Here is an 11,865-nt window from a genome sequence, read left to right on the forward strand (position 1 = left end):
TCCTAGGGTTGCGTGAGGTCGATAACCTAACGTCTCTTCCGCAGTTTTCAAGTCAAAATAGGGGCTAAAAATTCTTGGCTTCGACGCGCCACATAGATGCTTGGGCCGAACGTGCTAATTCAGCAGTTGTGAACGTCCTGCTGCTGGATGTTTGAACTGCATCAACGCGGCACGCATCCAGAAAGGAGAGGAGCAAAGACGCTTTAACGGCAAAGTTCATATTTTGAGCATCAGGCATTGTAGAAGTTACCAACCCGATAACAGCGCCTGTCGAATCAAATAAGGGGGATCCGCTAGAGCCCGGTTGAATAGCCGCAGTAAATTGTAGAAGGCTAGAATCGTTATGCAGGCCAAACAACGCCGACACGCCGCCCTGGGTCACGTGGACACCACCGCCGGCGAAACCCGACATAGGGAAACCCAGCGCGACTACAGATTCACCCAAGTCGCAGCCGGAGCCTTCCTTAAAAGTGACAGATCTGAGGACAGGCGACTCCATCACCCTGAGGAGAGCGATGTCATTACGCTGATCAACGACGACCGGCTCTGCACGATAACGACCTTCAAAGGAGGAAATGAATATATCACTCATGCCCTCGATTACATGAGCACAGGTGAGCACATGGTGCTGGGAAACAGCGAAACCAGTGCCGGTTGCGCCCGCTCGTGCGCGGTCAGCCTCCGCAGAGCTAGTGCGCCCTTTTGGATGAGCGTCATTAATATCGATCCCGATGCGGCGGCCTAGAGCGGCTAAACCATAAGCCGAACCCTCAGCCAGTGCACGAAACTTCCATTGCTGATTGCGGATGTAGAATTCGCCGATAATGATCGCCGCTTCACCGTTATCGCGAAGGTCCAACCTATATTCAATCTGTTCGTCAACAAGTAGGTGCAACGAACGAAGATCGCTTACCGGTCCTGCTGCAGAAAAAGTGTATGCGATGAGGAGTAGCCTATCGCTACCGGACGGGAGGGCTGACAAGTTCAACTTACAACCAACCTTTGCTTGGTCGCCGCTCCACTCCATCCAGGACTGAGACGTCTGAAATAGGGCAGCCTCACCAGTGGGTAGGCGCTTGTCATTTACCGGCAGTATGGCAATCGCAGCGTACTCTCCGAAAGCCGAGGAGTTCCCGCATTCCAGAGTCCATTCACTCCGTGCACTAGATACCGCGGTGTTTGCGCCTGGCGCTAGCACCATCATTCCTTTTTTACTCCTTGAGTGCTAAATCCACCGCGCCACCGGAAGCGCTCCAATGGTACCAAACTTCAGGGTTCTCGATGATTCAGGATGTCATTTTGGAACTACAGCTGCAACGGAGACCCCTTTCACACGTACGCCTGCCCGCCAAACGGTAGGTGGCTCAGGAAGGTTTAGGCGGCGCGTAGCAAAGATCCCTGCCAAATTGACGCCAGCCTCCCGGGTGTAACCGACTCCACCGGAGTAGCGAGGATTGATTTCCAACAAATGCGGTTTACCCTGTGCATCATCCTTTGTTTGAACGTTCACGATGCCATCACACTGGAAATGAGCAGCCGCTTTTAGTGCCAACTCGACCGCCGCACCTTCCTTTTCAAATAACTGATACGCGCCGGTCTTCCTCCGGCCTACAAACGCAACCGCTCGGCCAGTCTCACAGACCATATCCACCGAACACTCGGTTCCAGCCATGTAGGGCATTACAAGCATCGACGGAGGATTTTCCACCTCGCTGTATGCACGCATATAGGTCGCGAAATTCGCAACGCGGGCATCGGGATCAGCAAAGCTACGAAATGGGTCAGCACCCTCCTTGAAGCGCCAAAAGCCTTGACCATAAATGCCAACGGCAGGCTTTACGCAAACCTCTCCCGAAGCAGACAGAGCCCCGTACGCTGCTAACATTTCATCGGCATTAGTTGCGGTTATTGCCGGAACGCAATCCAAGCCCGCAAGCTCCGCCTCAGCGGTAAACCTGCTTTTGTCATCAACAAGATCGAATGTGCGCATCGATGAACCACCAGTTACCAGCACCAGGCCAGCTTCCTCGAATCGATCCCGGGCGCTTTCAAATACCGCCCCCAAGCGACCCGCCAGGATTACTTTGATTCCATAGGTGCGTGCAGTAGTAATCACCCACGAAACCCGCTCTTCAGCACCACGGGGCTCGCAAAAGCTAATATCTGCTCCAGCCATAATTTCGGGGCGATTGTCGCGGTGCGAGGCGAATATCTTCACCTCAGGTGGCAGCGCGTCACGCGCACCTTCAATAATGTCACGCTGGCTTGACTGCCCTTCGAGAAACCAAATCATACTTTAACCTCACTTGTAGATGTGCACTGACAGTCAAACCCGAGGAAGGGGACTGACAGCATTCGATTGTTCAACCGGAACATAACGAGTCCAGCTGTAGCTTCAAGGCAATGCGGGGGGCCGCCCAAAATAGAGACGTCATTTCGACAAAAAGCCCCCCTCTACAATTTCGTTTTGCGGGTTTCAAATTGGTCGGCCTTGCTTGCGGTAACTGCGCTAGCAAAATATTTCTCGACGGTGGGTGTGGGGCAAAACGAGGTAAGGTAGACCGGTAAAATATAAACAACATCTACATTATAAGTTTCGGCACGGCCAAGACTGATTAACAATCCCAACAATCTCCCTCTAATTATGCAGAGACTCCAAGTTAGTCGTCCACAGATAATCTATTTCAGCATATGAAGGATCACGATACCCAGCTAAAAATGATTCGGTGTAAAGTGGGCCAACGCAGAACGGAGGATCAATATCAAGTCTATCACTAGATGTCAGGATTCACCGTTTCGAATTGGTTGCCCTTTTCCGTTTGCAAGCCGCGATCGGCCCAGGTGAAGAGAGCCATTTCAACATCGGCGATGCGCCATCCCGTCGCTGACGCAGCGGAGGGTAGATTGCACTCCGGGCGGCATATGCCCTTAGACTCGAGCTCGAAAACCAAACTCTCGCAGAGTGTTTGGAATTTCACGTAGCCTTCGATCATCGAGCTTTTATAGCTATCGTGTATTTTGGGAAGTAGGTCTGCTTTCAACAGTGCAAGCCTAATCCGGCGATCCAAGCTCCCATACCGGCCAGGGTCAAAAAAACGGAGAAGCTTGGAAGCATACGTCAGACCAAATCCCGGAATTTTAAGAGCAGCGTCAATAGCAGCAAGCGGCTGTTCAAGACTGGCCACTACTTGCTGGAGGATTACAATGAGAGACACGTTACCCAGCCCGGCCTCAAATTTCATCCCGGGGTCATTCTTCCCCGCGCCCCATGCAAGGATCTCGCGAAGGTAGTCCGTCGGGCACGCAGTAATGACACCTTTCGCCACAATCCTCACACCACGTCCTTCTAGCGACTGAATCCATGGAAAATCAGGAAACGTGTCCCCTGGATATCCACGAGAAGCATGATTAACGTTAGTCCAGCGATAGGCGCGAAGAAATGCAGGAAACTCAGCAACGTTGATGGCTGGCAAAATGGATCCTTAGCGCTGGACTGAGCCGGCGAATGCTTGTTCTAGTTGAGGGTTGATACGAAAGCCTGGGCGCTCGCGGAATAGCTCTGCTGCACCACGAACGTACTGTAGAGCCCGCTCGCCAGTGATCCAAGTCCGATTAAGCATTTCGGCGGCCAAACCTGTCATCGAGCGGCCACCCCATGGATCCACCACAAGGTCACCTTCCTCAGTCAAATATTTGATAAGGAATTCAGCAACGCTAAAGGGCTGGCCCGCACCATGACTAGGCAACCCCAGCGCTTCCGCTGAAGCACGAAACTGTGAGCCATATGGGCAGCGAATGCCGCGCTCCAGTACGTTCTTAGGAATACGTCCCTCAGTTTGGTTGCTGTAACTGCCAACCCGTAGCCGATAGGCACCGTCCCCATAGTTTGTTGTTCTCTTTTCGCCACCTGAATTGATTAATGCAAGATGTCGCTCAGAGTGAGGCTCGAGAACGCGCCTATTGTCCCCTTTAAAAAGCTTTGGGTTCTTTGCAAATATTAGAATTGGTTCATAGGTTGCGTTAAGAAGTTGCCTCGTCTTAGACGCCCAATGAACTGGCCCAGGCGGCTTGTTGGACTTCCATACCAAACGATCTATAAGCCCTAGACCCATGTCTTCCAGTGTTATCGTCAATCGCTCAACGTAGGTTGAGCGCGCGGGGGAATTAGGCAGGAAAATATCATTGCTGACATTGATAGCGAGACTACCTGTGTCTGCAAGCTTTTCAATAATTGGCTCAAGAATCCCCACAATGTATTTAACGATTTCCGATTGGGTAGGATTAGAGTAAGCCCGACTTTTTGCCAAAGGATAGGGAGGACTGCAAATAATTGATACTGGCTGAACATCTAAGTTATTGAAGATATACTCGCTACCGCCGAAAATTGCGACACCTAGATCAGTTCGAAAGCCAAGTACCTTGACGCCTGGCTTCGCCATGTTTAAATCGCGCTTAGCCTCCTCCGTAAGGCGCCAAATACCACGCTCACCCGGTACTCGCTCAAGGACCCCTGCCCTGCGCAGATCTTGCTGCGTCCATCGAATCGCACGCCTCTCTAGGCTATGCCGCTGCCCTGATCGGCCTACGGGTACACGCTCGTTCAATGCGCCAGCCGACAATCCGTTTCGCATGGCAACCAATCCATACAAGGTGGCATTGTCGATGTGTGCTTCCGGTTGGGATCTATAGATGGCGGCGATCTGATCTGCCCCGAAAAGCTCACCTTGCGAAGCTGGTACTGACTTGGCCTTAAAAGACTTCATTGCTGATAACTCGCCTAAAATATCGATGCCCTACCTTCCCATCGCGAAACCTGTGGCAGAAGCCTTCAGGTGGTAGGGATGATGTAGCGCGGTTAAAGTCTTGACTCCACTATGGAGATCTACTGTGACCCGCGATGAACTGGCTGCCCTCTTCGACCCTATCCAGCACTCGAACGTCGAATGCGATGGATTTTCACGAATTGTCTTTTCCGTTTTGACGGAGAGAGGGCACAAACCAATTCTCAAAGCGGGGGCACTGTCCGCCCGCGGCGCTATCGTGCGTCCACACCTCTGGATCGAGGTATACGGCTTTATGATCGACTACCAGGCCAGGCGGTGGCTTGGACATGAGCCATGGATTCCCCATGGCGTATTCAGAGCCTCTGAAACCGAAGCTATCTACGAAGGGGTCACCATAGAGGTAAAAGTGCTCCCTGAACCGATTAGAAGGCTGATGTTGATGTCTTTTGCCGACGTCGAGTCAGAAAGCCAGAGCAGCCTGATTACGCCCGAAATAATTCGCTGAGTAGAGGGCTCGACCCACTGTTTGTGGCCGCAAAGCACTGACCAGGTAAGCCTGCACAAACGTCAGCGCTTATGGTCACTCTGCCTACAGGAACGCTGAGATGCATGTAGCGACGCTCCACTTAATGACTAAACTTCTCAGTCAGCCCATACGCCCCATCGAGATCTACACCTGACAGAACAAGCACAAACTCCTCACCACTATTTCGAGCATCACCTATCGGCTTTACCAGCCCATCTACTAAATACCTACCGCATCAAGCACGGCGCTCATCATCGAAGAGTCCCGGCATCAGCCCACCCAGCACACTCGCGGTACGGACAGTACCCACTCCGCGATTTGGAAACCAAATGCACTTATGCCTCGCCCTGGTGATTGCCACGTGGACTAGGCGCAAAGCCTCGCCGTGAGAGACCGTATCCCCCGGCGCAGAGTCACCACCCGAACTGAACCCCGCTATCTTGTAGAGCTGATTGCGGTACCAAGACGAAACACCAGTCGACGGGTCTCCGACCATCACGACGATGTCCGCTTCAAGTGACTTCGCCTTGTGGAATGAACGAACACGGATAGACCGCCCGCCTGAAGCACGATCATCTCTAATCTGGTCCCCAACAGCAGAGTCGACCCAAGCCTTGTCGACCTCGCTGTCGATGAGTATCAAAACTTTGTAGCCATCTGCCGCTGCTGACTGGCAGATGCGTTGAAGTTGATCCAGATCATCACCAACTATCCTGACAGGCTGATCCTCCCCCTTTGGAGGTCGAATAGACCTAGGGCTTCGGTTTACTCCCAAAGAAAGGTTTTGGACCAGGTTAGATCCCGCATCGATAATGGCTTGAGTAGACCGGAATGACTCGGTCAGGGTCACCTTCGTAGCCGGTACCGGACTACTAAACATATCTTCGAAGTCAAAGAACAATTTTGGAGTCGCCCCAAAACTACCGTACACCCACTGATTCGGATCTCCTGCCACTGTAATACTTGATGACAAACCCCTTGTGTATATTTGAGCTGAGTCTCTTCTACGTATCTCAATCAGTACCGACCGCACCCAAGAGGCAACCGGGAGCGTCTGATCTTCTGCACCGTCAATGAGAAGGTGGCGGCATTGCTCGAGAATACTCATAGGCACGTACCGTACGGCTGGCAGCTTACCGCCCCCAAGCGCGGCGAACAGACGACCAAACGGAATCACCGGTCCCTCTAGTTTAGAGAGGTGCCGCTCAAGGGCCTCCCAGTAAATCGCCAATGCCTCAAAGTAGAGTGCGTCAGAATCTGCAGGTAGAAAATTCATTCTGCCAGGCACAGACCCTACCTCTATGCCCAGCGAATCAAGTAAGGCTGACGTTGAATTGAACGAATCGAGAACCGGTACCGGACCTGTTTGACCTTGTAGTGCGTAAGAAAAGCTTGGAGCGGCTTGAGCGAGGTATTTCAGCCTCTCCGACAGTTCGGCAGCATCTTGATAGGAGTCCAGGTGCACCACACCCTCTGGAAAGTAGGCCTGGAACAGGGTGCGCTTGATCGCGACCTCTTTGTACAGTTCCATTGAAGCTGAAGGATCGCGGCGCAAGCTCGGCCCTTCCGACCTATCGAAGCCAAGCACCACGTGGAGTTTCAATTGTGGGATGTAGCCATGTGTTGCATAAGGTCGACCTCTGACGGTGAAGACCTTTCTAGCGGCTGTCACACCCTCAACAGGCCAGGCCTTTGCTTTGCGCCACAAAGCCTCAACAGAGTTGGTCAGGGCCTCGTCATGCTCGCTGAGCTTCCATCCCAATGAAGCGCGCCTTACGACTTCGGGTGAATCGACTTCAAGCTGAGGTAGTCTTAGCGACGAAATCCACAAAGCAATGTAAGTTTCATTGAACCGCTTATTGGATCGATAGAGAAGGTTGAGGCACTTGGTCATCTCCACCCTCTGCGTATTGTTCAATGACGCCTCGAAGGGTCGGCCGTCAGCGAGGGCAGATGTGTCAGGCGGGCTGGCTCCATAGTTCTCAAGCGGTATCACCGTGGCAAGGTCAGGAAGAGCCATCGATTGGGTTAAAAGGCATGAGCGTGGGGTCATCACTATCGCTTGACATTCGGCCGGCGAGAGCACCACACCGAACAGACCAAAGACCTCCTGTAGATCGCTGGCCATCTCTACACGAGCCTCACGGCTGAACGTGAGAATACGTATCTGAGATAGAGGGACCTGCGCATATCGATGGAAAAACAATGCCCTGAACAGCAATGTCTTGGTCTTACCAGTACCCGCACCACCTCCGAGAAGAGTCGTATTGGATGTCGAAAGGATAGCCTTCCATTGCTCCATTGTGGGCTGTGCACACTTATCTAGCCTTGCTTCACAGTCAGCGCGCATAGCTGCGCGAGCATCACTGCTGATATGAATGCGTTCGCCGCCAAACACCAAGTCATCTTTGCCTGTGACCTGATGATCGGGCTCAGTGGTTTTCAAACCGGGAATTACGACCTGATCCTGGGTAGATGACTGCTGAGCTAATGCCTTGGCCTCCATGAGACCGATACGGCGGCCAGCCTCCCAGGACTCGAGATGTCTCGCATTAAGTAGATCCAATCCAGCACCCAACACCTGGGCTGCCAAGCGATGATGAAATGGAAGCTCATCGAGTTCGTAGGGTGGCTCGATTGGTTGATTCACTGTGATCGCCTGTCGAACAAATTAATAGATCAAGTGTGTCTTCAGGATCCTCTATGTGCTACCCAAAACGAGCTCACGGAAATTACACAGCCCTCTTTTGAGTAACACCTTCCACTGAATCTGGGTATCGTCCTGCCATCTCCCAATGACCAGGTATCTCGTCATTATGGGACTTACAGATGATGGAGCGATGAATGAAACATGCCGGCAGCAGTGCGCTCCAGAAGGCAGGCGCTAATACCTTGTTTACTGCGTCGGGCAAAAGACGAAAATTTGCTCGGGGTTCGACGTTGATGAGATTCGACTCTGAGGAACCATGTGTTTTTTTGCTCACAGAAGGTACTGCGGCTATACAAGTCACTGATCATTCTCAAGTAAGCGAGCTCAACATTGCGCACCTAATTCCTGGCGACGTATTTGGAAGCATCGATCCCGGAGAAGGCAACAAGATCGAAATGTACGTGCTTGCCAAATCTGAGTGCTTTGCATACGTGCTGACTGCCAAAGAGCTGCTGCAGGCCTGTGCATCTCAGCCTCTTGCGATGTTTGGACTCTGTCGTGAGCTTTCACGCACGAGCGTTAGGTCTTTACGCAAGGTCGGCCAATTTGCCTTCTATGACGTTCGCGGCAGAGTTTCAAGCGCGCTCGTGGAACTATGCAGTCTACCCGGTGCAATCTCTCACCCAGAGGGGTACGTATTGAAGAATACACGGGTCGAGATCGCGTCCATGGTCGGGTGCACGCGAGAGATGGTTGGAAAGGTGATGAAGGAGCTTTCTCAGGAAGGTCTTATCAGCATCAGGGGAAGGCAGACCCTCGTCCATGCCAGCACCACCAGGTGAGGTGAGCTGCAGGGTGTCTTTGCGTAGTGGACTACCTTGCAGACACTTGCGCTTTAATTAGTCCAGAGCCTTCGCCGGGAGGTCGCTATCTGGTGCGACCTTACCGAGTTGGTGGACTAGTTGCCGAACTAAAGCCGCTAATTCGTCCACCACGCGGCTGAATGCTTCCTGATCGTTCACAGCTTGTTTACTCGAAAACTGTACGGTTACCTTGATGCCATCGCCGAATTGCGAGGCAACGAGAACACGGCCGATAGCCCCCAGTATTTGATATTCACGATCGATCCTGGGAGCGAAAATCACGCCGCCCCTACGGCAACGGCCCCACGGGTTAGGCGGGGCTTGGGTGTTCCTCATGCGATTTTCTTGATGTCTACTCGGACTTGCTAGAAATAATCCCAATTGACCATCCGCTGGGGTTGCCGATGCTGTTCACAATGTATTTTTGGAAGAACTCCGCGCTAGACTCGCACTGGGTCTGCACCATAAAGAAGCGAATCATGCATTCCGAGCCGCTGTCCTGAAACTCTGGCCCTGGCTCATTAATGTCCTGTAGAGCAGTTGTTGCACGAAGCAACTTGTCGAATGAGTCCAGCGATCTGTTCAGGAGCAGATCGCGCCAAGTCCCCTCATGATGAATCTGGCCAGCGTAGGTGAACCGCTTGCCCCCAATTTCTTTTTGCTGCAAATGTCCCCAGCAGAGGAGCAGGGTATCCGCACCAGTGATCGCTTTGGCGCTCTCAAGCATCACTCGACGAACCTCATCTGCCATCTGGTCATGATGATCTAGCGGCGTGTAAGCAAGGCTGGTCAGGAAGACCGGTACCTTTTCGCTATCGGATATTTCAGGGCTACACGGCATGAAGAACGATGGTCCACCGTATTCATAATCTTCGACAAAGGTATCTTCGATCAGGTCGAACCCCTGATCGCTGTAAAAGTCCCAGAAATCCCCCGGTTCAACCGGATGAGAAATGCGCAGGCGGTCGGTTAAGTTATCCAGATTGCAGCCTTCGAGGCCTGGCGCACCACCTAGCAAATCCTTGAGCATTGCGTTTGCTACCCGAGGATCATCAAAGCCCGGCACATAGAGGCTCAAACCTTCATCTTCAGGCGGAGAATGCAAAGTACTTCGGTTGATTGATATAGTCTTAGGCATTTTGCCGCTGGAGGGACTGAGGTTCGCGGCCAGGTGGACGGCCATCGATGGGTTTATCGCAAAGACATCAACCATCACAGCAATGTAGCTATCCCGTCGAGCCATCAACTCGGGTACTTCTAGTTGCTCGTCTGGAACACTGGGCTGCTTGTTCCCTATCGCACTGGTAACTGCATCCCAAGTTCGGAAACCGCACAGATTTGCATACATGGCTGCGGCCTCAGCACGCTCGATGCCCAAGCTCTTGCCGCAGACCTCGACCCATAGGCGAGCCAATTTGTGTTCAGTAGCTATGAATTGCGTCATGACGGTGGCCTCGTATTCAAACAACGCTGGGTATCCCGCCATCGCTGTGGCGATACATCTGCACTGCGCCACCTTAGGCTTTTCACCACACGGTGTTGTCAGTTAAACATACGATTTCACTGCTGCGCATCTTCAAACCGATTCGGGCGACGATTTCGTCCAGCACAATGCCTTCGCATGTGAAGCGGGCGTTGACCGCGCTTTGCGGGTTCACTGGGTGGCATCAACATAGATTGACACAAAGCCCCTAAATCACTGACCACTCACGTATCAACCCGGACAGCAACGACAACATAGTTTGACACAACCTACCAGTGATTCCGGGCGCTGCAGGCTGTTGCTCTGCTCCAGAGGGCGATTCATCAGCGTTTTTGTGTCAATCTATAATGCCGAGTGTCGCAATAAGTTGTCTTGTGTCGAACGATGTTGTTTGCTGCCAACAGATCGCATGGCTCGTTTTTGTTTGCAACAGTCAGGACTGTTTCCGTGGTCATTCGTGGTCAAAAATCGCCGCCTCAATCTCTCCACTGTTTTTCGAGCGAAAACTTCTCATCGCATGAGAGATTTTATCGTGAGCGATTTTGACCTTCAAAGCGTATTCGGGTGGCATACACGGCAACCCTTCGATCAGGGTGCAAACATCTGTGATCAGCGGGAAGCCGTTATTGAAGTCCGATTCACGGAGCAGGGAGCGAATATTGAGCAGAAAGAAGTCCTTATTCTGTTGGGTTTGAGAGAACACGTTCCACCCGCCAGAATATTCACCTCCCGCAATCAAACTTAGCGTAACCGTCCGGCCAGCACCCTCTCCTGACAGCCCTCCAAATTGGCCAAGATAGTGGACACCATTTTTTAGTGGACACTATCTTGGATACAGTTGCCCCAGCCCGTCGAGCCGGTCGCCGCCCCAACTTTCCGCTGGACTTTAAACGCCAAGTCGTCGAGGCCACCTTCCAGCCTGGCGCCTCCGTGTCATTGATCGCTCGCGAACATGACGTCAATGCCAATCTGGTCTTTCGCTGGCGGCAGCAATACCAAGAAGGGCTATTCGGCCCGGTCAGCCAGAGTGCTTCGTTTTTGCCAGTCCAGGTGATCGAGGCGCCAATGGATCTGCCGCCAGTCTTCCAGCCACAGGCAGAGTGTCATTCCGAGATCGCAGTTGAGGTAGGAAAAGCCAAGTTGCGTATCACCGGAGCACCAGACCCGCAGACGCTGCAACTCGTCTTGCAGCAGTTAGTGCGATGATTGCCCCTCCCGCTGGAACCCGTATCTGGATCGCCGCTGGCGTCACGGACATGCGTCGTGGCTTCGACGGTTTGGCGGCCATGGTGCAGACTCAACTGGAAGCCGATCCCTTCTCCGGTCAGATCTTCGCCTTTCGCGGACGGCGTGGTGACCGGATCAAACTGTTGTGGTGGGATGGCGACGGCTTGTGCCTGTTTTGCAAACGGTTGGAGCAAGGACGCTTTGTCTGGCCGCAAGCAACCAGCGGCAGCGTGTCGCTGACGACCGCGCAGTTGTCGATGCTGTTGGAGGGCATTGATTGGCGCCGGCCAATTCGTACAGCACCCGTCCTCGCGGTCTGACTTGCCGCGCTG

10 protein-coding genes and 1 pseudogene are annotated in these 11,865 nt (G+C 52.8%); 4 read left to right on the plus strand and 7 right to left on the minus strand.

Features of this window, described 5'->3' with window-relative positions; genetic code table 11:
* Positions 1 to 64: 64 nt before the first annotated feature.
* The 4 genes from HBO10_RS23710 to HBO10_RS23725 all read right to left on the minus strand — a co-directional run bounded on the left by HBO10_RS23710 (position 65) and on the right by HBO10_RS23725 (position 4,763).
* Positions 65 to 1,204 carry a trypsin-like peptidase domain-containing protein gene (locus HBO10_RS23710; RefSeq protein WP_078465809.1) on the minus strand — a complete coding sequence of 380 codons (1,140 nt, stop codon included), beginning with the start codon at positions 1,202 to 1,204 and terminating at the stop codon, positions 65 to 67.
* A 90-nt stretch (positions 1,205 to 1,294) separates the two neighbouring features.
* Positions 1,295 to 2,293 (minus strand): ATP-grasp domain-containing protein, encoded by a 999-nt coding sequence (locus HBO10_RS23715; protein ID WP_078465810.1) that lies wholly within the window; start codon positions 2,291 to 2,293, stop codon positions 1,295 to 1,297.
* 481 nt (positions 2,294 to 2,774) lie between these two features.
* Entirely contained in the window at positions 2,775 to 3,473 is a 699-nt protein-coding gene (locus HBO10_RS23720) for a hypothetical protein (protein ID WP_153045950.1), read from the minus strand.
* Positions 3,474 to 3,482: 9 nt separating this feature from the next.
* The gene (locus HBO10_RS23725; protein WP_078465812.1) at positions 3,483 to 4,763 is read right to left on the minus strand and encodes a site-specific DNA-methyltransferase; all 1,281 of its coding nucleotides are present in this window, start codon (positions 4,761 to 4,763) and stop codon (positions 3,483 to 3,485) included.
* A 124-nt stretch (positions 4,764 to 4,887) separates the two neighbouring features.
* On the opposite strand from HBO10_RS23725, the gene HBO10_RS23730 reads away from it, so the two are divergent.
* Complete coding sequence (locus tag HBO10_RS23730; protein WP_078465813.1) at positions 4,888 to 5,289, plus strand: hypothetical protein; 402 nt, start codon at positions 4,888 to 4,890, stop codon at positions 5,287 to 5,289.
* 256 nt (positions 5,290 to 5,545) lie between these two features.
* On the opposite strand, the gene HBO10_RS23735 is transcribed toward HBO10_RS23730, so the two are convergent.
* Positions 5,546 to 7,960 (minus strand): UvrD-helicase domain-containing protein, encoded by a 2,415-nt coding sequence (locus HBO10_RS23735; RefSeq protein WP_078465814.1) that lies wholly within the window; start codon positions 7,958 to 7,960, stop codon positions 5,546 to 5,548.
* 194 nt (positions 7,961 to 8,154) lie between these two features.
* Between HBO10_RS23735 and HBO10_RS23740 the strand changes: the two genes are divergently transcribed.
* A complete protein-coding gene (locus HBO10_RS23740) occupies positions 8,155 to 8,802 on the plus strand; it encodes a helix-turn-helix domain-containing protein (protein ID WP_078465815.1) in 648 nt (215 codons plus the stop codon).
* 373 nt (positions 8,803 to 9,175) lie between these two features.
* Here the strand turns inward: HBO10_RS23740 and HBO10_RS23745 are convergent, their stop codons facing one another.
* Positions 9,176 to 10,291 (minus strand): hypothetical protein, encoded by a 1,116-nt coding sequence (locus HBO10_RS23745; protein WP_169904186.1) that lies wholly within the window; start codon positions 10,289 to 10,291, stop codon positions 9,176 to 9,178.
* A 466-nt stretch (positions 10,292 to 10,757) separates the two neighbouring features.
* Positions 10,758 to 11,009 carry a hypothetical protein gene (locus HBO10_RS23750; RefSeq protein ID WP_169904185.1) on the minus strand — a complete coding sequence of 84 codons (252 nt, stop codon included), beginning with the start codon at positions 11,007 to 11,009 and terminating at the stop codon, positions 10,758 to 10,760.
* A gap of 113 nt (positions 11,010 to 11,122) precedes the next feature.
* On the opposite strand from HBO10_RS23750, the pseudogene HBO10_RS31475 reads away from it, so the two are divergent.
* Positions 11,123 to 11,311, plus strand: a pseudogene (locus tag HBO10_RS31475) (transposase); the annotation flags it as partial.
* A gap of 197 nt (positions 11,312 to 11,508) precedes the next feature.
* Positions 11,509 to 11,853 carry an IS66 family insertion sequence element accessory protein TnpB gene (tnpB, locus tag HBO10_RS23760; RefSeq protein ID WP_003425037.1) on the plus strand — a complete coding sequence of 115 codons (345 nt, stop codon included), beginning with the start codon at positions 11,509 to 11,511 and terminating at the stop codon, positions 11,851 to 11,853.
* Positions 11,854 to 11,865: the final 12 nt, after the last annotated feature.

Origin of the sequence: Pseudomonas sp. WS 5503, from assembly GCF_012985385.1 — a bacterium.
Taxonomy (GTDB): domain Bacteria; phylum Pseudomonadota; class Gammaproteobacteria; order Pseudomonadales; family Pseudomonadaceae; genus Aquipseudomonas; species Aquipseudomonas paracarnis.

What these genes read in the sequence shown, in the direction of transcription:
- HBO10_RS23740 (WP_078465815.1), top strand. Translation starts at nt 8,155, where the DNA reads ATGAAACATGCCGGCAGCAGTGCGCTCCAGAAGGCAGGCGCTAATACC.
- HBO10_RS23725 (WP_078465812.1), bottom strand. Translation starts at nt 4,763, where the DNA reads ATGAAGTCTTTTAAGGCCAAGTCAGTACCAGCTTCGCAAGGTGAGCTT.
- HBO10_RS23715 (WP_078465810.1), bottom strand. Translation starts at nt 2,293, where the DNA reads ATGATTTGGTTTCTCGAAGGGCAGTCAAGCCAGCGTGACATTATTGAA.
- HBO10_RS23710 (WP_078465809.1), bottom strand. Translation starts at nt 1,204, where the DNA reads ATGATGGTGCTAGCGCCAGGCGCAAACACCGCGGTATCTAGTGCACGG.
- tnpB (WP_003425037.1), top strand. Translation starts at nt 11,509, where the DNA reads ATGATTGCCCCTCCCGCTGGAACCCGTATCTGGATCGCCGCTGGCGTC.